24 protein-coding genes are annotated in these 25,381 nt (G+C 61.0%); 14 read left to right on the top strand and 10 right to left on the bottom strand.

Annotated elements, in window-relative coordinates; genetic code table 11:
- Nucleotides 1-101: 101 nt before the first annotated feature.
- The 3 genes from GV818_RS30815 to GV818_RS30805 all read right to left on the bottom strand — a co-directional run bounded on the left by GV818_RS30815 (nucleotide 102) and on the right by GV818_RS30805 (nucleotide 3,656).
- Complete coding sequence (locus GV818_RS30815) at nucleotides 102-2,003, bottom strand: PhoX family protein (RefSeq protein ID WP_161778396.1); 1,902 nt, start codon at nucleotides 2,001-2,003, stop codon at nucleotides 102-104.
- 83 nt (nucleotides 2,004-2,086) lie between these two features.
- Nucleotides 2,087-2,851 (bottom strand): TOBE domain-containing protein, encoded by a 765-nt coding sequence (locus GV818_RS30810; RefSeq protein WP_161778395.1) that lies wholly within the window; start codon nucleotides 2,849-2,851, stop codon nucleotides 2,087-2,089.
- Between the two features lie 64 nt (nucleotides 2,852-2,915).
- Nucleotides 2,916-3,656: a ComF family protein gene (locus tag GV818_RS30805; protein ID WP_161778394.1), complete on the bottom strand. Its 741-nt coding sequence runs from the start codon at nucleotides 3,654-3,656 to the stop codon at nucleotides 2,916-2,918.
- Nucleotides 3,657-3,747: 91 nt separating this feature from the next.
- Here GV818_RS30805 and bioB point away from each other — a divergent pair, with 91 nt between their 5' ends.
- The 10 genes from bioB to GV818_RS30755 all read left to right on the top strand — a co-directional run bounded on the left by bioB (nucleotide 3,748) and on the right by GV818_RS30755 (nucleotide 16,190).
- The gene (gene bioB, locus GV818_RS30800) at nucleotides 3,748-4,803 is read left to right on the top strand and encodes a biotin synthase BioB (protein ID WP_161758503.1); all 1,056 of its coding nucleotides are present in this window, start codon (nucleotides 3,748-3,750) and stop codon (nucleotides 4,801-4,803) included.
- 132 nt (nucleotides 4,804-4,935) lie between these two features.
- Nucleotides 4,936-6,114: an 8-amino-7-oxononanoate synthase gene (gene bioF / locus GV818_RS30795; protein WP_161778393.1), complete on the top strand. Its 1,179-nt coding sequence runs from the start codon at nucleotides 4,936-4,938 to the stop codon at nucleotides 6,112-6,114.
- Nucleotides 6,107-6,838, top strand: a complete 732-nt coding sequence (locus GV818_RS30790; RefSeq protein WP_161778392.1) for an alpha/beta fold hydrolase — start codon at nucleotides 6,107-6,109, stop codon at nucleotides 6,836-6,838. Before bioF ends, GV818_RS30790 begins: the two co-directional genes overlap by 8 nt.
- Complete coding sequence (gene bioC / locus GV818_RS30785; protein WP_161778391.1) at nucleotides 6,831-7,643, top strand: malonyl-ACP O-methyltransferase BioC; 813 nt, start codon at nucleotides 6,831-6,833, stop codon at nucleotides 7,641-7,643. The genes GV818_RS30790 and bioC overlap by 8 nt, the downstream gene beginning before the upstream one ends.
- Entirely contained in the window at nucleotides 7,640-8,320 is a 681-nt protein-coding gene (gene bioD / locus GV818_RS30780) for a dethiobiotin synthase (RefSeq protein ID WP_161778390.1), read from the top strand. Before bioC ends, bioD begins: the two co-directional genes overlap by 4 nt.
- 107 nt (nucleotides 8,321-8,427) lie before the next feature.
- A complete protein-coding gene (locus GV818_RS30775; protein ID WP_161778389.1) occupies nucleotides 8,428-8,724 on the top strand; it encodes a pyrroloquinoline quinone biosynthesis protein PqqE in 297 nt (98 codons plus the stop codon).
- 295 nt (nucleotides 8,725-9,019) lie between these two features.
- Entirely contained in the window at nucleotides 9,020-10,825 is a 1,806-nt protein-coding gene (locus GV818_RS30770) for a phenylacyl-CoA dehydrogenase (protein WP_161758497.1), read from the top strand.
- 220 nt (nucleotides 10,826-11,045) lie between these two features.
- A complete protein-coding gene (locus tag GV818_RS30765; protein WP_161758496.1) occupies nucleotides 11,046-12,338 on the top strand; it encodes a GGDEF domain-containing protein in 1,293 nt (430 codons plus the stop codon).
- 91 nt (nucleotides 12,339-12,429) lie between these two features.
- Nucleotides 12,430-14,226: an acyl-CoA dehydrogenase C-terminal domain-containing protein gene (locus GV818_RS30760; protein WP_161778388.1), complete on the top strand. Its 1,797-nt coding sequence runs from the start codon at nucleotides 12,430-12,432 to the stop codon at nucleotides 14,224-14,226.
- 185 nt (nucleotides 14,227-14,411) lie between these two features.
- Nucleotides 14,412-16,190 (top strand): acyl-CoA dehydrogenase C-terminal domain-containing protein, encoded by a 1,779-nt coding sequence (locus GV818_RS30755; RefSeq protein ID WP_161778387.1) that lies wholly within the window; start codon nucleotides 14,412-14,414, stop codon nucleotides 16,188-16,190.
- 237 nt (nucleotides 16,191-16,427) lie between these two features.
- Here the strand turns inward: GV818_RS30755 and GV818_RS30750 are convergent, their stop codons facing one another.
- The gene (locus GV818_RS30750; RefSeq protein WP_161778386.1) at nucleotides 16,428-17,357 is read right to left on the bottom strand and encodes a LysR family transcriptional regulator; all 930 of its coding nucleotides are present in this window, start codon (nucleotides 17,355-17,357) and stop codon (nucleotides 16,428-16,430) included.
- A 102-nt stretch (nucleotides 17,358-17,459) separates the two neighbouring features.
- On the opposite strand from GV818_RS30750, the gene GV818_RS30745 reads away from it, so the two are divergent.
- The 4 genes from GV818_RS30745 (at nucleotide 17,460) to GV818_RS30730 (ending at nucleotide 20,148) form a co-directional block, all read left to right on the top strand.
- Nucleotides 17,460-17,777 carry a hypothetical protein gene (locus GV818_RS30745; RefSeq protein ID WP_161778385.1) on the top strand — a complete coding sequence of 106 codons (318 nt, stop codon included), beginning with the start codon at nucleotides 17,460-17,462 and terminating at the stop codon, nucleotides 17,775-17,777.
- Nucleotides 17,774-19,057, top strand: a complete 1,284-nt coding sequence (locus GV818_RS30740) for an aspartate aminotransferase family protein (RefSeq protein ID WP_161778384.1) — start codon at nucleotides 17,774-17,776, stop codon at nucleotides 19,055-19,057. Before GV818_RS30745 ends, GV818_RS30740 begins: the two co-directional genes overlap by 4 nt.
- Complete coding sequence (locus GV818_RS30735) at nucleotides 19,057-19,782, top strand: type 1 glutamine amidotransferase (protein ID WP_161778383.1); 726 nt, start codon at nucleotides 19,057-19,059, stop codon at nucleotides 19,780-19,782. The genes GV818_RS30740 and GV818_RS30735 overlap by 1 nt, the downstream gene beginning before the upstream one ends.
- A gap of 207 nt (nucleotides 19,783-19,989) precedes the next feature.
- Nucleotides 19,990-20,148 (top strand): YqaE/Pmp3 family membrane protein, encoded by a 159-nt coding sequence (locus tag GV818_RS30730; RefSeq protein WP_011063854.1) that lies wholly within the window; start codon nucleotides 19,990-19,992, stop codon nucleotides 20,146-20,148.
- A 55-nt stretch (nucleotides 20,149-20,203) separates the two neighbouring features.
- Here the strand turns inward: GV818_RS30730 and GV818_RS30725 are convergent, their stop codons facing one another.
- The 6 genes from GV818_RS30725 to pqqA form a co-directional block, all read right to left on the bottom strand.
- Nucleotides 20,204-22,036, bottom strand: a complete 1,833-nt coding sequence (locus GV818_RS30725) for a S9 family peptidase (RefSeq protein WP_161778382.1) — start codon at nucleotides 22,034-22,036, stop codon at nucleotides 20,204-20,206.
- The gene (gene pqqE / locus GV818_RS30720) at nucleotides 22,002-23,171 is read right to left on the bottom strand and encodes a pyrroloquinoline quinone biosynthesis protein PqqE (RefSeq protein WP_161778381.1); all 1,170 of its coding nucleotides are present in this window, start codon (nucleotides 23,169-23,171) and stop codon (nucleotides 22,002-22,004) included. Before pqqE ends, GV818_RS30725 begins: the two co-directional genes overlap by 35 nt.
- Nucleotides 23,143-23,418, bottom strand: a complete 276-nt coding sequence (pqqD, locus tag GV818_RS30715) for a pyrroloquinoline quinone biosynthesis peptide chaperone PqqD (RefSeq protein ID WP_161778380.1) — start codon at nucleotides 23,416-23,418, stop codon at nucleotides 23,143-23,145. Before pqqD ends, pqqE begins: the two co-directional genes overlap by 29 nt.
- Nucleotides 23,415-24,167, bottom strand: a complete 753-nt coding sequence (gene pqqC / locus GV818_RS30710) for a pyrroloquinoline-quinone synthase PqqC (RefSeq protein WP_161778379.1) — start codon at nucleotides 24,165-24,167, stop codon at nucleotides 23,415-23,417. The genes pqqD and pqqC overlap by 4 nt, the downstream gene beginning before the upstream one ends.
- A gap of 95 nt (nucleotides 24,168-24,262) precedes the next feature.
- Nucleotides 24,263-25,174 carry a pyrroloquinoline quinone biosynthesis protein PqqB gene (pqqB, locus tag GV818_RS30705; protein WP_161758485.1) on the bottom strand — a complete coding sequence of 304 codons (912 nt, stop codon included), beginning with the start codon at nucleotides 25,172-25,174 and terminating at the stop codon, nucleotides 24,263-24,265.
- 103 nt (nucleotides 25,175-25,277) lie between these two features.
- Nucleotides 25,278-25,352, bottom strand: a complete 75-nt coding sequence (gene pqqA, locus GV818_RS30700; RefSeq protein ID WP_003194766.1) for a pyrroloquinoline quinone precursor peptide PqqA — start codon at nucleotides 25,350-25,352, stop codon at nucleotides 25,278-25,280.
- Between the last annotated feature and the right edge of the window lie 29 nt (nucleotides 25,353-25,381).

Raw genomic sequence — 25,381 nt, 5'->3', positions numbered from 1 at the left:
GGGGGAGGGTTTGCCGGAGATTATGGAGGGGTGGCTAGCCCTTGCGCTGGTCAGCCAGCTCCTGCAGATGGGCAGCAGGAGCTGGGTTGGCGAGGCGGGCGTCAGGCGCCGATGATACCGCCGTCTTCACGGCTGATGGCCATTACCGAGGAGCGCGGCTTACCGTTGGGCAGGTGTTCGGGGAAGCTCGAGCCGCCGTTTTCTCCCGGGTGCTGAATGCCCACGAACAGGGTCTTCTGGTCCGGAGCGAAGGCGATCCCGGTGACTTCGCAGCCTATCGGTCCGACCATGAAGCGTCGGATCTCACCGCTGTCGGGGTCGGCACAGAGCATCTGGTTGTTGCCCATGCCGGCGAAATCCCCGCTGTTGCTGTAGTCACCATCGGTGAGGATCCACAGGCGCCCGGCCTTGTCGAAACCCAGGCCGTCGGGGCTGTTGAACATGTTCTGCGGGGTGATGTTGGACGAGCCGCCCTTGGGTTGGCCGGCATGCACGCCGGGGTTGCCGGCGACCACGAACAGGTCCCAGGAAAAACTCATTGCACCATGATCGTCGCCGCCGGTGCGCCAGCGCAGGATCTGCCCGTAGACGTTCTTCTCCCGCGGGTTGGGGCCGCCCACGGGCTGGCCGTCTTCACCGCGCTTGGAGTTGTTGGTCAGGGTGCAATAGACCTGGCCGTCCTTGGGGCTGACCACGATCCATTCCGGACGGTCCATGCGCGTGGCCTGGACCACGCTGGCGGCCAATCGAGCCTGGATCAGTACCTGGGCCTGATCGGCGAAGCCACTGCTGGCGTCGATGCCGTTCTTGCCGTGGCTCAGCTCGACCCACTGGCCCTGGCCCTTGGGACGATCCGGGTTGCTGTCACCGGCGTCGAAGCGCGCCACATACAGGCTGCCGTGATCCAGCAGGTCGCGGTTGGCCTTGGGGTTGCGGTGGTTGATCTTGTCGCGGCTGATGAATTTGTAGATGAACTCGCCACGCTCGTCGTCGCCCATGTAGACCACGGCACGGCCATCGCGGGTTTCGGCCAGTGCGGCGTTTTCATGTTTGAAACGGCCGAGAGCGGTGCGTTTGACGGGCGTCGATTGCGGGTCGAAGGGGTCGATTTCCACCACCCAGCCGTGACGATTGAGCTCGTTGGGGTTCTTCGCAAGGTCGAAGCGTGGATCGTGGGGGTGCCAGTTGATCTCCTTGCTGGCGACCACGGCACCGTAGCGTTTCTGTGCGGTGTCGAACTTCTGCTCGCTGTTGCTGCTGCCGAAGCAGTCGGTGAAGTTCTCTTCGCAGGTCAGGTAGGTGCCCCAGGGCGTCTTGCCGTTGGCGCAGTTCTGGAAGGTGCCGAGGACTTTCTTGCCCTTGGGGTCGGCAGCGGTTCTCAGCAGCTCATGCCCAGCGGCAGGGCCACCCAGGCGGATCGGTGTGTTGCCATGAATGCGCCGGTTATAGCGCGAGCCCTGGACGAACTGCCATTGGCCGTTCTTGCGTTGCACCTCGATCACCGACACGCCTTCGCTGGCCTGGGCCTTGCGCACGTCCTCGGCGGACTGCGGCAGGCCGCCATGGGGGTAGAGGTAGCGATAGTTGGTGTATTCGTTGTTGATCGCCATCAACGCGCGATGCTTGTCGTCCGGGAAGGCAAATAGGCTCATGCCGTCGTTGTTGTCGCCGAACTGGACTTCCTGGGCCTGGGCGGTGCCATTGCCACTGGGATCAAAGGCCGGCCCGTTCTTTTGCAACGGCTGGCCCCAGCTGATCAGGACCGAGGATTTGTAGCCGGGCGGCAAGGTAATGCTGTCGCTGGTGGCGGCGGCAATGCCGGCAAAACCCAGCAGTTGGCTGTTACCGGCGCTGACGCCGGCGGCCAGGGCGCTGCGGCTCAGCAGGCCGCCACCGAGAAACAGTGCTGCGCCGCACAGGGCCCCGGCGCCGATGAAGCCCCGGCGGCTGAGGCCGACGATTTGTTCCAGATCGGTGGTTTGGTCTTCTTCTAACAGGCTCATATCAGGCTCCCTGCGGGTTTTTGCAGCCACCTTAATGAGCACCGATGACGGAAATGTTGCAGGCAGAGAGCGTTGGGCGCGGGTTAGAGCGGGGTGCCTATAAGGACATGAGACGGAGAGAACTGCACCTGGACCGGTTTGCTTTCCGTCAAATCCAAAGTCTTGAGCCGTTGTGGCTCGGCCAAAGCGCAGAGGATCTGGCCGTTGGGAAGAGTGATTCTGACCTCGCAGGGGCCATCTTCGGCGTCGATAATCTGCTCGATCGTCCCTGTCAGACAATTGTGTCCAGTTGTTACTTCGGCGTCGTCGGCGTGCACGTCCAGCCAGCCGGCCTTGATCAGCGCCACTACGTTGGTGCCGGGTAGCAACTCCAGGCGCTGGGTGCTGTCGTGGGTGATCTGGGCCTTGAGGAGCAGCCCTTCGGGCAGCTCCAGACTGATCAGGTCGTTGCAGCCTAGATGTTCGATGCCCCGAACCTTGCCGTGCAGTTGGTTGCGCGCACTGGTGCGCAGCATCAGGCGCCCCAGCAGGTCGAGGTCGCTGCTGTCTTCCGCGGCTTCCAGGACCTGGGCCTGCAGCGCCTGCAGGCGTTGGTAGAGACGCAGCACTCGTTCGCCCTCGGCGGACAGCTTGGCACCGCCGCCACCTTTGCCGCCGACGCTGCGCTCTACCAGTGGGCTCTGGGCCAGGTTGTTCAGTTCATCGATGGCATCCCAGGCGGCCTTGTAGCTCAGGCCGGCGCTTTTCGCCGCACGGGTGATGGAGCCCTGTTCGGCAATGTGCTGCAACAAGGCGATGCGCTGTGGGCGGCGGACGATGTGCTGGGTCAACAGAGTGGGCAATGACATGGCTGGGGCGCTTTGAGCACTGAAGATGGACAGGGAGTGTGCGGCTTGAGCGTCGAGAGTCAAGTCAGTCGGGTGTATCTGGCCTTGCAGTTCGGGCCAGGCAATAGACGTCGACCTGGCGAGCGCCGGCGTTGATCAGCAGGCGGGCCAGGGCTTGGGCCGTGGCACCGGTGGTCAGGACATCGTCCACCAGGGCCAGGTGCCGTCCGGCAACCGAGGCATCGCCGGCCAGGGCGAAAGCCTGGCGCAGGTTGCGGTGCCGGGCCCTGGCATCCAGGCCCTGCTGTGCGGGGGTGTCCTGGGGGCGCAGGAGCAGATGAGGTTCCACCGTCAGTTGCAGTTGTTCCCCGAGCCAGCGGGCCAGCATGCCGGCCTGGTTGAAGCCTCGCTGACGCAGGCGCTGGCGAGACAACGGCACCGGTAGCAGGCAGTCCGGTCGTGGCAGGCCTTCGTCGAAGCGAAAATGGAGGAGTTGGCAGAGAAGCTCGGCCATTAGTCGGCCAAAAGGCCATTTTGCATGGTGTTTGAAACGGCTGATCAGGCTGTCGACGGGGAAGTCGTAGTGCCAGGGGGCGACGACCTGGTGAAACGCAGGAGGTTGCTGCAAGCACTGGCCACAAGTCAGGTCGCTGGCGGGCAATGGCAGGGCGCAGACCGAGCACTGGGCATTAAGCCAGGGCAGTTCATCCATGCAAGGAGTGCAGAGGGCCAGGGCCGAATCGCTGGGCTCGTCGCAAAGCAAACAGGATTGTTTGTTTTTTGACCAGATGTAAACCCGCCCCTTGTATGTGGGTTGACAGTGCATGGCTCTTCCTTAAATATGCCGAACATCCGTGTCGCGGCTGTGGACTTTGCCTTTCCAGCGCCGCTTGCCAAGCATAATCAAGGAATCGCCCATGAGCGCCAGCACCACCGCCACCCTGCGTCATGATTGGACATTGGCTGAGGTCAAAGCCCTGTTCGTCCAACCGTTCAATGACTTGTTGTTCCAGGCGCAGACGGTGCACCGCGCGCATTTCGACGCCAATCGGGTCCAAGTTTCCACGCTGCTGTCGATCAAGACCGGCGCTTGCCCGGAAGATTGCAAATATTGTCCGCAGTCCGGTCACTACAACACCGGCCTGGAAAAGGAAAAGCTCCTTGAGGTGCAGAAAGTCCTGGAGGAGGCCGCTCGGGCCAAGGCCATCGGTTCCACGCGTTTCTGCATGGGTGCGGCCTGGAAGCACCCTTCCGCCAAGGACATGCCCTACGTGCTGGAGATGGTCAAAGGCGTGAAAGCCATGGGCCTGGAGACCTGCATGACCCTGGGGCGTCTCGATCAGGACCAAACCGAAGCCTTGGCCAGTGCCGGCCTGGACTACTACAACCACAACCTCGATACCTCGCCGGAGTTCTACGGCAACATCATCACCACCCGCACCTACGGCGAGCGCTTGCAGACCCTGGCCTATGTGCGTGATGCGGGGATGAAGATCTGCTCTGGCGGTATTCTCGGCATGGGCGAGTCCCTGGACGACCGCGCCGGCTTGCTGATCCAGCTGGCCAACTTGCCGGAGCATCCGGAGTCGGTGCCGATCAACATGCTGGTGAAGGTCGCCGGTACGCCCCTGGAAAACGCCGAGGAAGTGGACCCGTTCGACTTTATCCGCATGCTCGCCGTGGCCCGCATCCTCATGCCGCAATCCCATGTGCGTCTGTCCGCCGGCCGTGAGGCGATGAACGAGCAGATGCAGGCCCTGGCCTTCTTCGCCGGTGCCAATTCGATTTTCTACGGCGACAAGCTGCTGACCACCGCCAACCCCCAGGCCGACAAGGACATGCAGTTGTTCGCGCGCCTGGGCATCCAGCCCGAAGCCCGGGAAGAGCATGCCGACGAAGTGCACCAGGCAGCCATCGAGCAGGCCCTGGTCGAGCAGAAGAGCAGCGAGCAGTTCTACAACGCCGCCGTCTGACCTTTCGTTGCAGGAGCCGGCTTGCCGGCGAATTCCGCAAATCCCGCGGACTCCGGGGATTTCGCGTCGCTTGCTTCGCTGGCAAGCCAGCTCCTACAGGTAATGTGTCTGTAAGCCAACATCGAGGCCTGCATGTCTTTCGATCTCGCCGCGCGCCTTGCTGCCCGCCGTGCCGAACACCTCTATCGTCAGCGTCCGCTGCTTGAGAGCCCCCAGGGGCCGCAAGTGGTGGTCGACGGCCAGCCCTTGCTGGCCTTCTGCAACAACGACTACCTGGGCTTGGCCAATCACCCGCAGGTGATCGAAGCCTGGCGCGCCGGTGCCAGCCGCTGGGGCGTGGGCGGTGGCGCTTCCCATCTGGTGATCGGCCACAGTGCTCCACATCACGCTCTGGAAGAGGCTTTGGCCGAACTCACTGGCCGACCGCGGGCGTTGCTGTTTACCACCGGCTACATGGCCAACCTGGGCGCGGTCACGGCCCTGGTCGGGCAGGGCGATACGGTGCTGGAGGACCGTCTCAACCACGCCTCCCTGCTGGATGCCGGGCTACTTTCCGGTGCGCGTTTCAATCGTTATCTGCACAACGATGCGTCGAGCCTGGCCAAGCGTCTGGAGAAGGCCACCGGCAATACCCTGGTGGTCACCGACGGGGTGTTCAGCATGGACGGCGATGTTGCCGACCTGCCCGCCCTGGCCCGGGAAACCAGAGCCAGGGGGGCTTGGTTGATGGTCGATGACGCCCATGGCTTCGGGCCACTGGGGGCCAAGGGTGCCGGGCTGGTGGAGCATTTCGGGCTGGGGCTGGATGACGTACCGGTGCTGGTGGGTACCCTGGGCAAGGCCTTTGGTACCGCCGGCGCCTTTGTCGCCGGCAGCGAAGATCTGATCGAAAGCCTGATCCAGTTCGCCCGGCCTTACATCTACACCACCAGTCAGCCACCGGCCCTGGCCTGCGCCACCCTGAAAAGCCTGGAGTTGCTGCGCACTGAACACTGGCGACGCGAGCACCTGGCCAACTTGATCCGTCAGTTCCGTCAGGGCGCCGAGCAGATCGGCCTGGAGCTGATGGACAGCTTTACGCCGATCCAGCCGATCATGGTGGGTGACAGTGCCCGGGCCGTGGAGTTGTCACGGATGCTCCGTTCGCGGGGAATGATGGTCACTGCTATTCGTCCGCCGACTGTGCCGGCCGGCAGTGCGCGGCTGCGGGTGACCTTGTCCGCAGCCCACAGCGAGGCTCAGGTCCAGCTATTGTTAAGCGCGTTGGCGGATTGTTTCAGCGAACTGCAAACGGGGCCGAACCATGCGTGATCGACTGATTCTGTTGCCTGGTTGGGGGTTGGGGGTGTCACCCCTGGAGCCCTTGGCGGCGGCGTTGCAGGGGCTGGATGAACATTTGCGGGTAGCAATCGAGCCACTGCCAGAGCTGACTTCCAGTGATCTGCAGGAGTGGCTGGACGAACTCGATGATGCACTGCCGGACAATGCCTGGCTGGGGGGCTGGTCCCTGGGGGGCATGCTGGCTTCGGAGTTGGCAGCACGACGTGGCGAGCGTTGCTGCGGCTTGCTGACTCTGGCCAGCAATCCCTGTTTTGTTGCCCACGAGCAGTGGTCCAGTGCCATGCCCGGAGAAACCTTCGATGGCTTCCTGGCCGGTTGCGCCGCCGATTCGCGAGCCACCCTCAAGCGTTTTTCTCTGCTCTGCGCCCAAGGTGCTGTCGATCCGCGTGGTTTGTCGCGGCTGCTGCTGGGTGGTGCACCCGCAACCCCGGGACCGGTGCTGATGGCGGGGTTGGAGTTGCTGGCGCAGTTGGACTCTCGCGAAGCCCTGCAAGGATTTCGTGGGCCGCAGTTGCATCTTTTCGCCGGGCTGGATGGCCTGGTGCCCGCCGAGGCAGCGGGTGAATTGCTGGCGTTGTTGCCAGATGTAGAGGTAGGTCTGATTGAACAGGCCAGCCATGGTTTTCTTCTGGAGGATCCCCACGGAGTGGCAGGGGCGATCCAGGCGTTCTTGCATGAGTCCGGTGATGACTGATTTGTCTGTTCCTGTCCTGCCCGGAGGCTTGCCTGACAAGCGTCAGGTAGCCGCTTCGTTTTCCCGCGCTGCGGCCAGCTACGACAGTGTTGCCGAGTTGCAGCGTGCGGTTGGTCAACAACTGCTGGGCCGTTTGCCCCAAGGTTGGGCGCCGGCTCGCTGGTTGGACCTGGGTTGTGGTACGGGACATTTCAGTCGGGTGCTGGGAGAGCGCTTTGTGGGCCGTCAGGGGCTGGCCCTGGATATTGCCGAGGGCATGCTCAATCACGCACGCCCCCTGGGCGGTGCCGAGTATTTCATCGCTGGGGATGCAGAGCGCCTGCCGTTGCAGGCGGGTAGTTGCGAGCTGATTTTCTCCAGCTTGGCGGTGCAGTGGTGCGCTGATTTTGCTGCGGTACTCGCGGAAGCCAGGCGGGTGTTGAAACCCGGAGGCGTGCTGGCGTTCGCCAGCCTGTGTGTTGGCACTTTGCATGAGTTGCGGGAAAGCTGGGGCCAGGTCGATGGGCAGGTGCACGTCAATCGCTTTCGCGAGTTCGAACGCTATCTGCAGCTCTGTGATGGCAGCGGTCTGCAGGTCCACAGCCTGGAGCAGGTTGCTCATGTCCTGCACTATCCGGATGTGCGTAGCCTGACCCATGAATTGAAAGCGCTGGGTGCGCATAATCTGAATCCGGGTCGCCCCGGCGGCTTGACCGGGCGAGCACGGATCGCCGGGTTGATCGAGGCTTATGAACGCTTTCGTCAGCCAGAGGGATTGCCGGCGACTTATCAAGTGGTCTATGCCGTATTGGAGAAACCGCTATGAGCCCTGCTTATTTCATCACCGGTACCGACACCGATGTGGGTAAAACCACGATTGCCGCAGGCCTGCTACATGCAGCGCGTTTGGCGGGGCTGAGCACTGCGGCGGGCAAGCCGGTGGCTTCCGGTTGCGAGTTGAGCGCCAAGGGCTTGCGTAATGCCGATGCCTTGGCATTGCTGGCGCAATCGTCGTTGCCATTGTGCTATGAGGAGGTCAATCCGATCGCCTTCGAGCCGGCCATCGCTCCCCACCTGGCGGCGCGGGAAGCCGGGGTGGCGTTGACGGTGCAGTCGTTGTTGACGCCCATGCGCCACATTTTGGCCAAGGGTGCGGACTTCACCTTGATCGAAGGCGCGGGCGGCTGGCGAGTGCCCCTGGCGGATCAAGACAATCTGTCGGACCTGGCGATGGCTTTGGGATTGCCGGTGATCCTCGTGGTTGGCGTGCGCCTGGGCTGTATCAACCATGCATTGCTCACCGCCGAGGCTATTGCTCAGGATGGTCTGCAACTGGCTGGATGGGTGGCCAATATCATTGATCCGAAGACCTCTCGTCTGGAAGAGAACCTGGCAACCCTGGCCGAACGCCTGCCGGCACCTTGCCTGGGGCGCGTTCCGAGACTCCGGCCGGCCAGTGCCGAAGCGGTGGCCGAGCACCTGCAGCTGGATCTGCTGGACTAGATTTTGTCTATGGCAAGGCATATTGCCATTAGTGTTTTTGACGGGTGTTTTCTTGACGGGTCTGCTTCAATAACGCCTGTCACTCATTTTCAAGGTCGAGTTCTCCTATGGAAATTTCCGGGAACAGCGCTTTCTACGCCGGACTGAACGCGATTCAGACTGGGCAGAATCGTGTCGATCAAGGTTCCAGCCAGATCGCCAGCAGCGCCGTTGAGCGCTCTGCCGACAGCCAGGCGTCGGTCAATCAGGTCAATCGCCTGCGTGGCGTGGACCGCAGCCAGGAGTCGGATCTGGCCAGCAGCATGGTCGAGATGTCCATGGGCAAGATCCAGGTGGAACTGGGTGTGAAGGTCGCCAAGGCCTCTGATGAAGTCCTCGGTACGCTGATCGATACCTACGCTTGATGCTCCTCTGCCAAAGCCCGCTTCCCATGGAAGGCGGGCTTTTTCTCATGCCTTTGCTTTCTTAAATATCCTTTATTCCTCTCCCTAGCTGATCGCCGGCAAGCCGGCTCCTACAATTTCACGGCCGGTGCTGTGGGTGTTCGCCTGGGCGTTGATTTTGTGCCGGTGACGAAAGGCATTGGCGCGACGCTTGACAAGATTTAGGCGTAAACGTATGTTTCAAACAACTGTTTGACCGCTATAAAAATTCAACGCGGTTGTTCATTCCCGGTTACATCAGCAGAGGTTTATCGCTATGCCTGACTACAAGGCCCCCTTGCGTGATATTCGCTTCGTTCGTGACGAGCTGCTCGGCTATGAGGCGCACTATCAGAGCCTCCCGGCTTGCCAGGACGCCACTCCGGACATGGTTGACGCCATTCTCGAGGAAGGTGCCAAGTTTTGTGAGCAGGTGTTGGCTCCGCTGAACCGTGTGGGCGATCTGGAAGGTTGCACCTGGAGTGAATCTGGCGTTAAGACTCCGACTGGTTTCAAAGAAGCCTACAAGCAATTCGTCGAAGGCGGCTGGCCAAGCCTGGCTCACGACGTTGAGCACGGTGGTCAGGGCCTGCCTGAATCCCTGGGCCTGGCGGTCAGCGAAATGGTCGGCGAGGCCAACTGGTCGTGGGGCATGTACCCAGGCCTGTCCCATGGCGCGATGAACACCATTTCCGAGCACGGCACTCCCGAGCAGCAAGAGGCCTACTTGACCAAGCTGGTGTCCGGCGAATGGACCGGCACCATGTGCCTGACCGAGCCGCACTGTGGCACCGACCTGGGCATGCTGCGCACCAAGGCCGAACCTCAGGCTGATGGTTCCTACAAAGTTACCGGCACCAAGATCTTCATCTCCGCTGGTGAGCACGATATGGCCGACAACATCGTCCACATCGTTCTGGCTCGCCTGCCGGATGCGCCAGCTGGCACCAAGGGCATTTCGCTGTTCATCGTACCCAAGTTCCTGCCTAACGCTGATGGCAGCGTCGGCCAGCGCAACGCCGTGAGCTGTGGTTCCCTGGAACACAAGATGGGCATCCACGGTAACGCCACCTGCGTGATGAACTTCGACGCGGCTACCGGTTTCCTCATCGGCCCGGCGAACAAAGGTCTGAACTGCATGTTCACCTTTATGAACACCGCGCGTCTGGGGACTGCTCTGCAAGGTCTGGCCCACGCCGAGATCGGCTTCCAGGGCGGCCTGAAATACGCTCGTGATCGTCTGCAAATGCGCTCTTTGACTGGCCCGAAAGCGCCGGACAAGGCCGCTGACCCGATCATCGTGCACCCTGACGTGCGTCGCATGCTGCTGACCATGAAGGCCTTCGCCGAAGGCAACCGGGCAATGGTCTACTTCACCGCCAAGCAGGTGGACATCGTCAAGTACGGCACGGACGAGGAAGAGAAGAAGAAAGCTGACGCACTGCTGGCTTTCATGACTCCGATCGCCAAAGCGTTCATGACCGAAGTCGGTTTCGAATCCGCCAACCACGGTGTGCAGATCTACGGTGGCCACGGTTTCATCGCCGAGTGGGGCATGGAGCAGAACGTTCGCGACAGCCGTATCTCGATGTTGTACGAAGGCACCACCGGCATCCAGGCTCTGGACCTGCTGGGCCGTAAAGTACTGATGACTCAAGGCGAGGCCCTCAAGGGTTTCACCAAGATCGTCCACAAGTTCTGCCAGAACAACGAAGGCAACGAAGCGGTGAAGGAATTCGTTGCACCGCTGGCAGCACTGAACAAAGAGTGGGGCGAGCTGACCATGAAAGTGGGCATGGCCGCGATGAAAGACCGTGAGGAAGTGGGCGCGGCTTCGGTGGACTACCTGATGTATTCCGGTTATGCCTGCCTGGCTTACTTCTGGGCCGAGATGGCGCGTCTGGCGGCTGAAAAGCTGGCAGCCGGTACCACTGAAGAGGCGTTCTACACCGCCAAGCTGCAGACTGCGCGCTTCTACTTCCAGCGCATTCTGCCGCGTACCCGCACTCACGTTGCGACCATGCTCTCGGGTGCCAATAACCTGATGGACATGAAGGAAGAGGACTTCGGCCTGGCTTACTGAGCCTGACTGAACACTTCGAAAAAGCCGCTCGCCCCTTGGGTTGAGCGGCTTTTTTATGCCTGCAGAATCTTCATGAAAATTCCCGACTAAATCGCTAAGCAGAAGCGATTTCCTGCCGTTAAAGAGATGGCAATGTGATGTCTGTCACGTCGCATGTGCTTAACTTCAATAAATGAAGGCACAATGCCACCTATTGATCAGCCGGGTCGGAGTTTTACCCTTGCCGCGTTCTTCCGCTGTACGTTTCAGTCATTTTCTACCGTCTTTAGTGCTTTTGCTTGCGGGGCTGGCGGCCGCCTACGTCAAGGACCTCAACGTCTTCTTCACTTCACTGTTCAACGTGCTACCGACTCTGGTGCTGTTGCTCGGTGGTGCGTATTGCGCGGTGTATCGGCGTCAGCGTGAGTTGTTCCTGATGGTTACGGTGTACATCGCCTACTTTCTGTTGGATACCCAGACCGATTACTACCGGGATCACGGCTCGGTCCGTGAAGATGCGGCGGTGGTGTTCCACCTTTGCTGCCTGTTACTGCCTTTGCTGTTTGGCCTGTTCGCCGCCTGGCAGGAGCGCACGCACCTGTTTCAGGACATGGTGGCGCGCTTTGCCGTGTTGCTGGCATTTGGCAGTGTCGCCCTGGGCCTTGAGCAGAGTTACCCACAGGCGCTGCTGAACTGGCTGGCGGAGATCCGCTGGCCGGCGCTGCACGGCAGTTGGATGAGTTTGATCCAGTTGTCGTACCCGGTATTCTTCGCCTCCTTCCTGCTGCTGGCGATCCAGTACTGGCGCAATCCACGGCCACTGCATGCGGCGCAGCTCGTGGGGCTGTTGGGGCTGTTCTGGATGTTGCCCAAGACCTTCATCCTGCCATTCACCCTGAACATCATGTGCAGCCAGGTAATGCTGATGATTGCTGCTGCGGTGGCACATGAGGCTTACCAGATGGCCTTCCGTGATGAGCTGACCGGCTTGCCGGGACGCCGGGCCTTGAATGAGCGCATGCAGCGCTTGGGGCGCAGCTATGTATTGGCCATGAGCGACGTCGATCACTTCAAGAAATTCAACGATACCCATGGTCATGATGTGGGTGACCAGGTGCTGCGCTTGGTGGCCAGCAAGCTGTCGAAAGTCACCGGTGGCGGACGCGCCTATCGTTACGGCGGGGAAGAGTTCGCTGTGGTGTTTGCCGGCAAGACCTTGGATGAGTGCATGCCGCATCTGGAGATGATTCGCGAGGTCATTGCCAACTACAACATTCAGTTGCGCAATTCGGACAGCCGTCCCCAGGACGACCAGCAAGGCCGTCAGCGGCGTGGAGCTGCTGCGGCGTCCAGTGTCTCGGTGACCATCAGTATCGGTGTCGCCGAGCGGCTGATGGAGCATCGGACCCCCGAGGAAGTGCTCAAGTCCGCCGACCAGGCGCTCTACAGTGCCAAGGGCGCCGGGCGTAACTGTGTCATGGCGTTCGGGCAGAATCGCCGTGGTGCGGTACGCATGGATACCGCTGCGGGTTGAGTGATGATGGCGCATTCAGCGACTGGACAGTCATTGGCAGGCTGAGGGCGGCGGCAGTAGGTTGGGGCGATCTGCTACCGGAGAAATCACCATGCCCGAGTATCAAGCGCCCTTGCGCGACATGCGTTTTCTGATCGATCACGTCTTCGACTTTCATGCCGGTTACGCGGCGCTGGGGGCCACTGACGCCAGCCCGGACATGGTCAGCGCGATCCTTGAAGAGGGTGCCAGGTTCTGTGAGAACGTCCTGGCCCCGCTGAACCGCTCCGGTGACGAGGAAGGCTGCCATTTCGACAACGGCGTGGTGATCACTCCCAAGGGATTCAAACAGGCCTTCGCTCAGTATGTGGAGGGTGGATGGCACGGACTGGCGGCTGATCCCGCTTATGGCGGCCAAGGGCTGCCCCACTCGCTGGGGTTGGTGATCAGCGAGATGGTAGGTTCCAGCAATACCTCCTGGGGCATGTATCCAGGGCTGACCCACGGCGCTATGTCGGCGATTCATGCTCATGGCACCGAGGCCCAGAAGCAGCTGTACCTGAGCAAGCTCACCGCCGGGCAGTGGACCGGCACCATGTGCCTGACCGAAGCCCATTGCGGCACCGATCTGGGCATCATCAAGACACGCGCCGTGCCCCAGGCCGATGGTAGTTATGCGTTGTCAGGGAGCAAGATTTTCATCTCCGCCGGCGAGCACGACATGAGTGAGAACATCATTCACATGGTGCTGGCGAAGCTGCCGGATGCCCCGCCCGGAACCAAGGGGATTTCGCTGTTCATCGTACCCAAGTTCTTGCCGGACGCGGCGGGTGAGGCCGCTGAGCGCAATGGCGTGAGCTGCGGCTCCATTGAGCACAAGATGGGGATCAAGGCTTCGGCCACCTGCGTGTTGAACTTTGATGGTGCCAAGGGATTCCTGATCGGCGAGGCCAACAAAGGCCTGAACTGCATGTTCACCATGATGAACCATGCACGTCTTGGTACTGGGATGCAGGGACTGTGTCTGGGTGAAACGAGCTTCCAGGGAGCGATCAAATACGCCAATGATCGCTTGCAGATGCGTTCCTTGAGCGGTCCCAAGGCTCCAGGCAAGGTGGCCGATCCGATCATTGTCCACCCCGATGTGCGGCGCATGCTGCTGACCATGAAGGCGTTCAATGAGGGCAATCGGGCCCTGGCTTATTTCACCGCCCAGCTGCTGGATGTGGCTCATTTGAGTCGCGATGACCGGCAGCGCCAGGAGGCCGAAGACCTCCTGGCGTTCCTGACGCCGATCTGCAAGGCCTTCATGACCGAGACCGGCCTGGAAGTGACCAACCACGGGATGCAGGTTTTTGGCGGCCATGGCTTCATTCGTGAATGGGGCATGGAGCAGTTGGTACGTGATTGTCGTATTGCACCGATCTACGAGGGCACCAACGGAATTCAGGCCCTGGACCTGTTGGGTCGCAAAGTGCTGGGTAGCCAAGGACAGTTGCTGCTGGGGTTCACCAGGCTTGTGCACAAGTTCTGCACGGCAAATGCCGAGCATCCGCAACTCAAGGCCCATGTCGCGCAACTCGATGGCTTGAACCGCCAGTGGGGCGGGTTGACCACCAAGGTGGGCATGGCCGCCATGAAGAACCCGGACGAAGTGGGCGCCGCAGCCATGGACTACCTGATGTACAGCGGTTACATCGTCCTGGCCTACCTTTGGTTGCGCATGGCCCTGGTGGCTCAGCAGCAACTTGAAGCTGGGCTGGGCGATGGTGACTTCGCCAAGGCCAAGCTCGCCACCTGCGAGTTCTACTTCAAGCGGTTACTTCCACGTACGGGCGCTCATCTGGCGGCTATTGAGGCCGGCAGTGATTGCCTGATGAACCTTCCAGCAGAGTTGTTCGCCCTGTAAGTACGCTGCATGTCCTGGATACCGCCCGCTTCTTGCGGGCTTTGCCATGCTTGAACTTGGCTGTGACTAAAAATAACAAAAAGGTCACTAGTTGACCCTATGTGTCGCAAAAGTTGTTCGGGTACACTCGGTTTTTCGTAATGGGCCTGTTTCGGCCCACTTGTTTAGATCTTGCGAGGTTTGCCATGGCTGACTACAAAGCCCCCCTGCGCGATATGCGCTTCGTCCTCAATGAAGTTTTCGAGGTCGCCAAGCTTTGGGCCCAGTTGCCGGCTTTGGCTGAGACAGTGGATGCCGAGACCGTCGAGGCGATTCTGCAAGAGGCTGGCAAAGTCACCGCCAGAAGTATCGCCCCGCTGAGCCGCAGCGCCGACGAGGAAGGTTGCCACTGGAACAACACCGTGGTGACCACCCCAGAGGGCTTTCCACAGGCCTATCAGACTTATGCCGAAGGTGGCTGGGTCGGCGTGGGCGGCGATCCCGAGTTCGGTGGCATGGGCATGCCCAAGGCGGTGTCGGCTCAGGTCGAGGAAATGGTCAATTCGGCGAGCCTGGCTTTCGGCCTGTATCCGATGCTGACCGCCGGTGCCTGCCTGTCGATCAACGCGCACGCTAGCGAAGAACTGAAAGCCACCTACCTGCCGAACATGTACACCGGTGTCTGGGCCGGCTCCATGTGCCTGACCGAACCCCATGCCGGTACTGATCTGGGGATCATCCGTACCAAGGCCGAGCCTCAGGCGGATGGCTCCTTTGCTATCAGCGGGACCAAGATCTTCATTACTGGCGGCGAACACGACCTTACGGAAAACATCATTCACCTGGTGCTGGCCAAGCTGCCGGATGCGCCGGCGGGTCCAAAGGGAATCTCCCTGTTCCTGGTGCCCAAGTTGATGGTCAATGCCGATGGCAGTCTGGGTGAGCGCAACCCGGTGAGTTGCGGTTCGATCGAACACAAGATGGGCATCCAGGCTTCGTCCACCTGCGTGATGAACTTTGACCAGGCCATTGGCTACCTGGTGGGGGAGCCGAACAAAGGGTTGGCGGCGATGTTCACCATGATGAACTACGAGCGCCTGGGTGTGGGTATCCAGGGCCTGGCCACGGGTGAACGTTCCTATCAGAACGCGGTTGAATACGCCCGTGATCGTCTGCAGAGCCGTTCGCCGACTGGACCAAAAGCCAAGGACAAGGTCGCCGATCCGATCATCGTGCACCCGGACGTGCGGCGCATGCTGCTGACCATGAAGGCTGCCAACGAGGGGGGGCGAGCCTTCTCCACTTATGTGGCGATGCAACTGGATACTGCCAAGTTCAGCGAAGACACTGAGACTCGCAAACGTGCGGAAAGCCTGGTGGCCTTGTTGACTCCGGTGGCCAAGGCATTTCTAACCGACCTGGGTTTGGAAACCACGATTCATGGCCAGCAGGTTTTCGGTGGCCACGGCTACATCCGTGAGTGGGGTCAGGAACAACTGGTTCGCGACGTGCGGATCACCCAAATCTATGAAGGCACCAACGGCATTCAGGCCTTGGACCTGGTCGGACGCAAGATTGTTGGTAGCGGCGGTGCGCTCTATTCCGTGTTCGCCGACGAGATTCGCCACTTCACCGCGACCGCCGATGCTCAGCTAGAGGAGTTCACTCGCCCCTTGAGCGCGGCCCTGCAGAATCTGGACGAACTGACGGCCTGGCTGCTGGACAGGACGACTGCCAACCCCAACGAGATTGGCGCGGCTTCAGTGGAATATCTGCAGGTCTTTGGCTATACGGCTTATGCCTACATGTGGGCGCTGATGGCCAAGGCCGCGCTGGGCAAGGAGCAGGCTGAGGACTTTTATGCCAGTAAACTGGGGACTGCGCGTTTCTACTTCGCTCGTCTACTGCCGCGCATTCACTCCCTGACGGCTTCGGTAAAAGCGGGTAGCGAGTCGCTGTTCTTGCTGCAGGCGGAGCAGTTTTAATGAATAAGGGAGTTTGTAAGTAATCTCTTACATAACGAGCTGCTGATCGTCCATATCGGTAGATGACGGCTGAGGCTAATCTACTTCACATGGACGTCGCGCAGGAAGCGCAAAGCAACAACACGGACACGTAGGATTCTGCCAGGATGGCGGAGTGAAAAGGATGTCAGGGAAACAGTCTGCAAAACCCCGCTTCGGCGGGGTTTTCTTTTTTCCGGACTTTTTATTTCAGCGACTTCAACCCAGTGTTTCCGGCACTGCAGTGCCACCCAGGCGCCCATCCTGGGTATTCATCGAGTCCTCCAATAAAGTTCGCAGTAATTCCAGCGTCCCGTGCTGACGCTGCAGATCTCGACAGACCAACCCGACTTTCAGCGGCACCCTGGGCTCACTCAATGGTTTCCACAGCAACTCCTTGTTGCTGTGCTGCTGTTGTGAGCGGCCGGGGAGTACGGTTGCCAGCCGCGTGTGGGGCAGGCTGTCGAGAATACCGGCCATATTGTTCAATTCCGCCTGCACCTGCGGGCGTCGTCCCAGACTGGCCAGTTGTGCCTGCCAGATCTGACGGATCTGAAACTCCTCGCCCAACAGCAGCATCGGTAACTCCGCCGCCTGGCTCATGGACACTTTCTTGAATTCGCGTAGCGGATGTTGTTCGGGAATGACCAAGGTCAGTTCGTCTTCGTACAGCGGTACGCCATGTAGTCCCGGCTGGCGAGGCGGCAGGTAGCTGATGCCGATGTCCAGTGAACCATTGAGTAAGCGTCGTTCGATTTCCAGCCCGGTCAGCTCATAGATCTGCACCACCAGGTGTGGTTGGGCCTTGCGCACACGCTCGAGCATTTGCGGCACCAGGCCGGAGTGCACCGTTTGCAGCACACCAATGGCTAGAGTCCGTAATGCCTGGCCCTTGAAGTTGCCCAGGGCCTCACGGGCCTGTTGCAAACCGTCGAGCAGAGGCAGGGCGTGGTTGTACAGCGTATGGGCGGCGAGGGTTGGCAGCAGGCGCTTGCTGCTGCGTTCAAACAGGCTGACGTCGAGGTTCTGCTCCAACTGGCGGATCTGCTGGGAGAGCGCCGGTTGTGAGATTGAGAGGCGCTCTGCGGCGCGGCCCACATGGCCTTCTTCATACACCGCGACGAAATAACGCAGTTGCTTAAAATCCATAAGTATTTCTTATCGAAAAAGCTTAAAAATCGAAATGGCTTGAAGCCCGCAGGACGCCTAGTCTACCGCCTATTCACAAGGCTTACAGGGCCGGGAAGCGCGATGAATAGCGGTAATGTCGATGGCGTTTACATAGGCAAGGCAATAAATGTTGGCCAAGGTTTGGTCTGTGAAACCGACAACCCCCTGGTTGCAAACCGTCTCTGGTTATGTGCTCAAGGCCTGGGTGGCGGCGAACGTCGTGATCCACGCTTTCACACTGCCCTTGAACGAGCACTGCAGCACTATCGCGACGAACACTCCGCCTACTTGCGCAAAAATGATCCACAGTTCGGACGCTGCGGGCCGGCTGCAGGAGAAAATCTCTCGACCCACGGTCTGGGTAAAGAGCAGGTGTGTCTGGAGACCCGGCGAGCATGAATCTGTTCAGTTCGCGCCGCTCCCCGCCGAGCCTGGATGATTTGGCTGTCGAGCCTTATGCGACCATCTCGGATGTCCCTTTCTCCAGTGAGCGTCTGATGCTCAGTGTGCAGCGTCCCCAGCCGGTGTTCGTGCGTGGTCAGGGCTCCTGGCTGTGGGACAGTGATGACCGTACCTACCTGGACTTCACTCAGGCCGGGGCCGCTAACAGCCTTGGTCACAGTCCTTCGGTTCTGGTCAGTGCCATCACCGCCCAGGCCCAGTCGCTGATCAACCCCGGTTCGGGTTTCTATAACCGTGGAATGCTCAAGCTCGCCGATCGGTTGTGCCGCAACACTGGCAGCGACCAGGCTTATCTGTTGAGCAGCGGCAGCGAAGCCTGCGAGGCGGCGATCAAGCTGGCGCGCAAATGGGGCCAACTGCACCGCGGTGGCGCGGCAGGGATCATCACTGCCAGCCGCAGTTGCCATGGTCGCGGCTTTGCGGCGCTGTCAGCGGCCGGCGACGGCGCCCCGGGTAACCGTTTCGAACCTCAGTTGCCTGGCTTCAGCCAAGTGCCGTTCAACGATCTGCCGGCTTTGCATGCGGCGGTAGATGCGCAAACGGTGGCGATCATGCTGGAACCGATCCAGGGCGAAGCAGGGGTCATTCCGGCGACTGAGCACTATCTCAAAGGGGTCGAGCGCCTGTGCCGGGAGCTGGGCATTCTGTTGATCCTTGATGAGGTCCAGACCGGTGCAGGCCGTTGTGGCACCCTGCTGGCTGAGCAGTTGTATGGCGTACGCGCCGATATCATTGCCTTGGGCAAGGGGCTTGGCGGCGGCGTGCCATTGGCGGCGCTGCTGGCACGGGGCAAGGCCTGTTGTTTCGAACATGGCGAGTTGGACGGTACGCACCACGGCAACGCCTTGATGACCTCGGCCGGCCTGGCGGTGCTGGACAGTCTGCAGGAGCACGGTTTTCTGCGGCAGGTACGCACCAATGGGCAGTACCTGGGTCAGGAACTGACTCGCCTGGCGAGCCGCTATGCACAGGGCCAGGTCCGTGGTCACGGCCTGCTCTGGGGCATGACCCTGGCGGACGACTCGGCAGCGGCGGTGCTCAAGGCGGCCTTGCATGAGGGGTTGTTGCTCAATGCCCCGCAACCGGACTGCCTGCGCTTCACTCCGGCACTGAGTGTCAGCAAGGGCAATATTGACGAGATGCTCCTGCGCTTGGCTCGGGCCTTCTCCCGGGTGCGTACCGCTCAATTGCAATGTCGCAAGGGAGTGGCCGTCTGATGCGCGTGCTGATCCTGCAGCATTCGTCCGCTGCAGGCCCGGGCCGGATCAACCAGTGGTTGCTGGAACGGGCGAGTGCCGTGCACATCTGTCACCTGTATGCACAGGCCCGCCTGCCTCGGCTTGACAGCTTTGACCTGCTGATCGCTCTGGGCGGCCCGATGAGTGTGCATGACGAGGCACAGACTCCCTGGCTGGTGGCGGAAAAACGTCTGCTGCGCAAGGCCTTGTCTGCGGGTAAGCGAGTGCTGGGCATTGGCCTGGGAGGCCAGCTCCTGGCGCAGGTACTGGGGGCGCAAGTCCGTCCCAGCGCCACCCGCGAGATCGGTTGGTGGCCGGTGGAAAAGTACCCGAATGCCCAAGACTCGCCTCTCGGGCTGGCACTGCCGGAGCGCTTGATGGCTTTTCATTGGCATGGCGAAAGCTTCGACTTGCCCAAGGGCGCATTGCCGCTTTATCGCTCGGCAGCCTGTGTTCATCAGGGATTTATCTGGCAGGAGCGGGCCATTGCCCTGCAGTGCCTATTGCAGAGCGACCTGCAGAGCATCGAGGCGCTTTTGCAGACTCGTCCTCAAGGCTGGTTGAACGCTGAGCACAGTGCAAAACCCGATAGTGTTGAAGACCCGCAAGCGATTCTCGCCGGGATCCCCCATTGCAGTGGCCTGGCACCAACCCTGTTCCGTGTCCTGGATTACTTGTCAGGGCCACATCCGACTTTACGTTGACTGAATTCCTGAACCGTCTCGCGGTATAACGCATCGCCCTGTGTCCGATTTTTCGCATGGGGCGTTTTTTTGTCTGCGTCCTTGAGCAGAAACACGGCATTGAGGCGCTTGCCTGGGGCAGGCAGTGATTGCTCTGAACCCTGGCGTGGGCCCAGGGTCGATTGCAAGTAAGGCTCACCCGAGCCGACTGCTATCAGGAGCTGCACCATGGACTTGATCCGTATTATCTTCGCCATTCTCTTGCCGCCCTTGGGCGTCTTTCTGCAAGTAGGCTTCGGCGGTGCCTTCTGGCTCAACATCCTCCTGACTCTGTGCGGGTACATCCCTGGCATTGTGCATGCGGTGTACATCATCGCTAAACGCTAAACGCTAAACGCTGATCCTGAAGCTGCCCGCTCCAGCGGAGCGGGCATGGCATGGGTCAGCGCTGGGCTTGCAGTACCTTTTGATAAAACCGCCATTCCTGCTCCAACGCGTGGGCCTGGTTGCTGGCCTTGCGAAAGCCATGACGCTCATCCGGATAGTAATGGGCCTCGGCGGCGATGCCCTGGTCTTGCAGCGCCTTGAGCATGTCGCGGGTTTGCTCGGGCACCACCACCGCGTCCAGTTCGCCCTGGAAAAACACCACGGGCACGCTGATATTTCCGGCATGCAGCAGCGGTGTACGAGCATGGTAGCGCTCTCTGTCTTGCTGAGGATCGCCGATCAGCCAGTCCAGGTAATCACCCTCGAACTTGTGGGTGGCCCGCGCCAGGGCAATGGGATCGCTGACCCCATAGAGGCTGGCGCCGGCACAAAAGACCTTGGCGAAGGCCAGGGCGCAAAGGGTGGTGTAGCCCCCCGCGCTGCCACCTCGGATGAACGCCTGCTGTGGGTCGACCAACCCCTGTTCGTCAAGGTAAGCCACCACCGCGCAGGCATCTTCCACGTCCACTTCACCCCAGCGCAGGTGCAGTGCTTGCCGATAAGCCCGGCCATAACCACTGCTGCCCCGGTAGTTCAGATCGGCGACGGCAAAGCCGCGTTGGGTCCAGAACTGGATACGCGGGTCGAGCATCGGGTAGCAGGCAGACGTCGGACCGCCGTGGATGAACACCACCAGTGGTGGTCTGTTGACACCGTTCATGGCCGGATAGAAGAATCCGTGGGCCTGTCCTCCGCCGCTGGGATAGCGCAGGGTTTGCGGACGACTGATGCGTTCCGCCGGTAACGGCGCGATGCCACCCGCCAGCACGTGAACCTGCTGTGTTTTGCGTTCGATGGCGATGACTGCCGAGGGACTGACAGGGGAGGCCGCGATGCAATACAGGTAGCGCTGATCCAGCGCCAGGCTGCGAAAGCGGCTGTAGCTACCGGTGAAGTCCTGCAGTGAACCATCGTCATTGCGCAGTCCGAGGCGGCCAAAACCTTCCTCGCTCCAACTGGCCAACCAGGCGTCGCCACCCAGGGGCATCCAAGTGCAGCCGCCCAGTTGCCAGGGCGCCGGCGCATGATCCGCAGCAGCGCAGGGCAGTGGTCGTAAACCGCTATCTGACTCGGCCCATGGTTGCCAGAAACCCTGGCGATCGCTGAGGCAGTAGAGCCGATTGTGATGATCGAAGCGCGGCTGTTGCAGCGACTCTTCCTGGCCTTCTCCCGCCAGGCAACGAGGGTCGCCCCAGGAGCCATTGGTCAGGCGTTCGGCGAGCATCAGGCGGGTGCTGGTCCAGGGTTGATGGGGGCGGTCCCATTCGATCCAGGCCAGGCGTTGGCCATCGGGGCTCAGGGTTGGGGCTGCATAGAAGTCGGCCCCGGCGGCGAGTAGATTGCGGCGCCCGGTTTCTATGTCGATGGCCACCAGGCGATGTTCGCTGGCGCATTCTTCGACGGCCAAGACCTGGCCGGCGTGATAGTGCAGATCCCCGTAGCGGCAGTCGCCTTGGGTCAGGGCCACAGGAGCGCCGCCTGCCAGGGGCTGCCGATACAGTTGCTGGTCCGCTTCGTTGACGAACAGCAGCATGTCATTGCTGAGGCAAAAGGCGCCGCCACCGTATTCGTAAACCCGGCTGCGCACGCTGAAACCCGACGGCGTCAGGCATTGGGCCTGGCCTTCCTGCCAATGCCAGATTCGGCAACTGGCATCTGTGGGGCGGTATTCATTCCAGAACACGCCATTGGCCGTCAGTTGCAGCTCGGCAAAATCGACCCCGGATGCTGTGGCTTGGCTGGCGCTGAAGGGCTCAGCCCTTGGCGATGAGGCGTGAGTTTCGTTCATTGCGGAAGGCCAGTTGTTCAATGGTTTGGGTGGCGGTTTCGGATTCTTCACGGGCCTTGAGAACCATCCCGTGGTGTTCCGATTTACTGCACACCGGGTCGGCGTTGCTGGCATCCCCGGTGAGCATGAAGGCCTGGCAGCGACAGCCACCGAAGTCCTTTTCCTTTTCGTCGCAGGAGCGGCAAGGCTCCGGCATCCAGTCGTACCCGCGAAAGCGGTTGAAGCCGAAGGAGTCGTACCAGATGTGCTGCATGCTGTGGTCGCGCACATTGGGAAATTGCACCGGCATCTGCCGCGCGCCGTGGCAGGGCAGGGCGGTGCCGTCCGGGGTCACGGTGAGGAAGATGCTGCCCCAGCCGTTCATGCAGGCTTTGGGGCGTTCTTCGTAGTAGTCCGGGGTGACGAAAATCAGCTTGCACGGATGCCCTTGGGCTTCCAGCTTGGCGCGGTACTCGTTGGTGATCCGTTCAGCGCGGACCAGTTGTTCCTTGGTCGGCAACAGACCGAGGCGATTGAGCTGGGCCCAGCCATAGAACTGGCAGGTGGCGAGTTCGACGAAGTCGGCTTCCAGGGCAATGCACAGCTCGATGATGCGGTCGATCTTGTCGATGTTGTGCCGATGGGTGACGAAGTTCAGCACCATCGGATAGCCGTGGGCCTTGACTGCGCGGGCCATCTCCAGCTTCTGGGCGAAGGCTTTTTTCGAGCCGGCCAGCAGGTTGTTCACCTGTTCGTCGCTGGCCTGGAAGCTGATCTGGATGTGGTCCAGGCCGGCTTTCTTGAAGTCGCTGATTTTCTGCTCGGTCAGGCCGATGCCCGAGGTGATCAGGTTGGTATAGAACCCCAGCTGGCGTGCCTCGCCGATCAGTTCGGCAAGGTCCTGGCGCACCAGTGGCTCGCCGCCGGAGAAGCCCAGTTGCGCCGCGCCCATCTCCCGCGCTTCGCGGAACACCTTGATCCACTGTTCGGTGCTCAGCTCCTTGCCCTGCTCGGCGAAATCCAGGGGATTGGAGCAATACGGGCATTGCAGCGGACAACGATAGGTCAGCTCGGCCAGCAACCACAGCGGCAGGCCGACTTCCGGCTTGCTCGGTACTGGCGCCGACTCAGCCGAGTTCGATCCAGTGTTGAGCACGGGCGACCTCCATGAACTGCTCGATATCGTCACCGAGCTCGGGCACCCCCGGGAACTGGAGCTCCAGCTCAGCGATGACTGCTGCCACGTTGCGCTCGCCATCGATCAGGCCGCCAATCAGCGCGGCGCTGTCATTGAGTTTGATCATGCCTTCCGGGTACAGCAGCACGTGGCCTTTCTGCGCCGGTTCGTACTGGAAGCGGTAGCCGGGACGCCAGCGTGGTGTTTTGCTGCGGTCGAAACTCATAGGGTGATTCCCTTATGCCAAACCCGCTGATCGGTGACGCTGTGATAGGGCGGGCGGTTCAATTCATAGGCCATGCTCATGGCGTCGAGCATGCTCCAAAGGATGTCCAGTTTGAACTGGAGAATTTCCAGCATGCGTTCCTGGCCCGCACGGGTGGTGTAGTGCTGCAGGGTGATGGCCAGGCCGTGCTCCACATCGCGACGGGCCTGGCCCAGACGGGTGCGGAAGTACTCGTAGCCGGTCGGGTCGATCCAGGGGTAGTGCTGGGGCCAGCTGTCCAGGCGCGACTGGTGGATCTGAGGGGCGAACAGTTCGGTCAAGGAACTGCTGGCGGCCTCCTGCCAACTGGCCCGGCGGGCGAAGTTGACGTAGGCGTCCACGGCAAAGCGCACGCCGGGCAGCACCAGTTCCTGGGAGCGCAGCTGGTCCGGGTCCAGGCCCACGGCCTGGCCCAGGCGCAGCCAGGCTTCGATGCCGCCGTCTTCGCCCGGGGCGCCATCATGATCCAGCAGGCGCTGAATCCACTCGCGACGAACTTCCCGGTCCGGACAGTTGGCGAGGATCGCCGCGTCCTTCATGGGGATATTCACCTGATAGTAGAAGCGGTTGGCGACCCAGCCCTGGATCTGTTCGCGGGTCGCCCTGCCTTCATACATCGCCACGTGATAGGGGTGATGGATGTGGTAGTAGGCGCCTTTGGCGCGCAGTGCCTGCTCGAATTCGGCGGGGGACAGGGGGATATCAGTCATGTTGATTCTCCGGGTGCTTGGGCCTCTTTGCGGGCAAGCCCGCTCCTACGCAAATGGCCCCAAGATTCTGCGGTCGAGCTTGTGGGCGATCCGGCCTACAGCTCAATACTCATTCCGTCGTAAGCCACTTCCACCTTTCGGCGTACCAGTTCGGCACGTTCGGCGGAGTCTTCATCGAGGATCGGGTTGGTGTTGTTGATGTGGATCAGCACCTTGCGCTGGCGAGGTAGCTGCTCCAGCACTTCAAGCATGCCACCCGCTCCGTTCTGGGCCAGGTGGCCCATTTCCCGGCCAGTGCGAGTGCCGACGCCACGGCGCTGCATTTCATCGTCTTCCCACAAGGTGCCATCCAGCAGCAGGCAGTCGCTGGCGGCCATGATTTCCAGCAAGGCCGCGTCTACCTTGCCCAGTCCTGGTGCGTAGAAGAGCTTACCGCCGCTGCGCAGGTCCTCGACGATCAGGCCGATATTGTCCCCCGGATGTGGGTCGAAGCGATGGGGCGAATAGGGCGGTGCGGCACTGCGCAGGGGCAGTGGAGTGAAGCGCAGATTGGGGCAGGCAGGAACGCTGAAGCTCTGGTCGAGTTCGATGCGGTTCCAGTTCAGGCCGCCGTTCCAGTGGCTGAGCATCTTGAACAGTGGGAACCCGGTGCTCAGGTCTTCATGGACCATGTCGGTGCACCAGACCTGATGCGGGCAGCCTTCGCGCAGGCTGAGCAGGCCAGTGGTGTGATCAATCTGGCTGTCCATGAGAATGATCGCGCCGATCCCGGTGTCTCGCAGTGCGCGGCCCGGTTGCATGGGGGCGAAGCTCTGCAGTTGGGCGCGGATGTCCGGGGAGGCGTTGCACAACACCCAGTTCACGCCATCATCGGAAATCGCTATGGACGATTGGGTACGCGCCTGGGCCCGCAGGCTGCCGTCGCGAAACCCTGCGCAGTTCACGCAGTTGCAGTTCCACTGCGGAAAACCACCGCCGGCGGCGGAACCTAGAATCTGGACGAACATGGATGCTCCCTGGGGTGACGACTTAAAAAGGTGGAGAACTGAAAATAAAAACGCCCCGGACGGGCCGAGGCGTTGCGCTGCGTTTTCTGGCCAGAGGCAGAAATCAGCGGCTGGCGAAGTACATGGTGACTTCGAAGCCGATACGCAGGTCGGTGTAGGCAGGTTTGGACCAAGTCATAAAAATGCTCCTTTGAGGTGGGTGGGACG

It is taken from the genome of Pseudomonas sp. Fl4BN1 (assembly GCF_009908285.1).
GTDB lineage: Bacteria > Pseudomonadota > Gammaproteobacteria > Pseudomonadales > Pseudomonadaceae > Aquipseudomonas.
This window is presented reverse-complemented; position numbering and strand designations above follow the sequence as displayed.

Excerpts from the sequence above, each read along its gene's own strand:
- GV818_RS30815 (WP_161778396.1), bottom strand. The coding sequence starts at position 2,003 with ATGAGCCTGTTAGAAGAAGACCAAACCACCGATCTGGAACAAATCGTC.
- GV818_RS30810 (WP_161778395.1), bottom strand. The coding sequence starts at position 2,851 with ATGTCATTGCCCACTCTGTTGACCCAGCACATCGTCCGCCGCCCACAG.
- GV818_RS30805 (WP_161778394.1), bottom strand. The coding sequence starts at position 3,656 with ATGCACTGTCAACCCACATACAAGGGGCGGGTTTACATCTGGTCAAAA.
- bioB (WP_161758503.1), top strand. The coding sequence starts at position 3,748 with ATGAGCGCCAGCACCACCGCCACCCTGCGTCATGATTGGACATTGGCT.
- bioF (WP_161778393.1), top strand. The coding sequence starts at position 4,936 with ATGTCTTTCGATCTCGCCGCGCGCCTTGCTGCCCGCCGTGCCGAACAC.
- GV818_RS30790 (WP_161778392.1), top strand. The coding sequence starts at position 6,107 with ATGCGTGATCGACTGATTCTGTTGCCTGGTTGGGGGTTGGGGGTGTCA.
- bioC (WP_161778391.1), top strand. The coding sequence starts at position 6,831 with ATGACTGATTTGTCTGTTCCTGTCCTGCCCGGAGGCTTGCCTGACAAG.
- bioD (WP_161778390.1), top strand. The coding sequence starts at position 7,640 with ATGAGCCCTGCTTATTTCATCACCGGTACCGACACCGATGTGGGTAAA.
- GV818_RS30775 (WP_161778389.1), top strand. The coding sequence starts at position 8,428 with ATGGAAATTTCCGGGAACAGCGCTTTCTACGCCGGACTGAACGCGATT.
- GV818_RS30770 (WP_161758497.1), top strand. The coding sequence starts at position 9,020 with ATGCCTGACTACAAGGCCCCCTTGCGTGATATTCGCTTCGTTCGTGAC.
- GV818_RS30760 (WP_161778388.1), top strand. The coding sequence starts at position 12,430 with ATGCCCGAGTATCAAGCGCCCTTGCGCGACATGCGTTTTCTGATCGAT.
- GV818_RS30755 (WP_161778387.1), top strand. The coding sequence starts at position 14,412 with ATGGCTGACTACAAAGCCCCCCTGCGCGATATGCGCTTCGTCCTCAAT.
- GV818_RS30750 (WP_161778386.1), bottom strand. The coding sequence starts at position 17,357 with ATGGATTTTAAGCAACTGCGTTATTTCGTCGCGGTGTATGAAGAAGGC.
- GV818_RS30745 (WP_161778385.1), top strand. The coding sequence starts at position 17,460 with ATGAATAGCGGTAATGTCGATGGCGTTTACATAGGCAAGGCAATAAAT.
- GV818_RS30740 (WP_161778384.1), top strand. The coding sequence starts at position 17,774 with ATGAATCTGTTCAGTTCGCGCCGCTCCCCGCCGAGCCTGGATGATTTG.
- GV818_RS30735 (WP_161778383.1), top strand. The coding sequence starts at position 19,057 with ATGCGCGTGCTGATCCTGCAGCATTCGTCCGCTGCAGGCCCGGGCCGG.
- GV818_RS30730 (WP_011063854.1), top strand. The coding sequence starts at position 19,990 with ATGGACTTGATCCGTATTATCTTCGCCATTCTCTTGCCGCCCTTGGGC.
- GV818_RS30725 (WP_161778382.1), bottom strand. The coding sequence starts at position 22,036 with ATGAACGAAACTCACGCCTCATCGCCAAGGGCTGAGCCCTTCAGCGCC.
- pqqD (WP_161778380.1), bottom strand. The coding sequence starts at position 23,418 with ATGAGTTTCGACCGCAGCAAAACACCACGCTGGCGTCCCGGCTACCGC.
- pqqC (WP_161778379.1), bottom strand. The coding sequence starts at position 24,167 with ATGACTGATATCCCCCTGTCCCCCGCCGAATTCGAGCAGGCACTGCGC.
- pqqB (WP_161758485.1), bottom strand. The coding sequence starts at position 25,174 with ATGTTCGTCCAGATTCTAGGTTCCGCCGCCGGCGGTGGTTTTCCGCAG.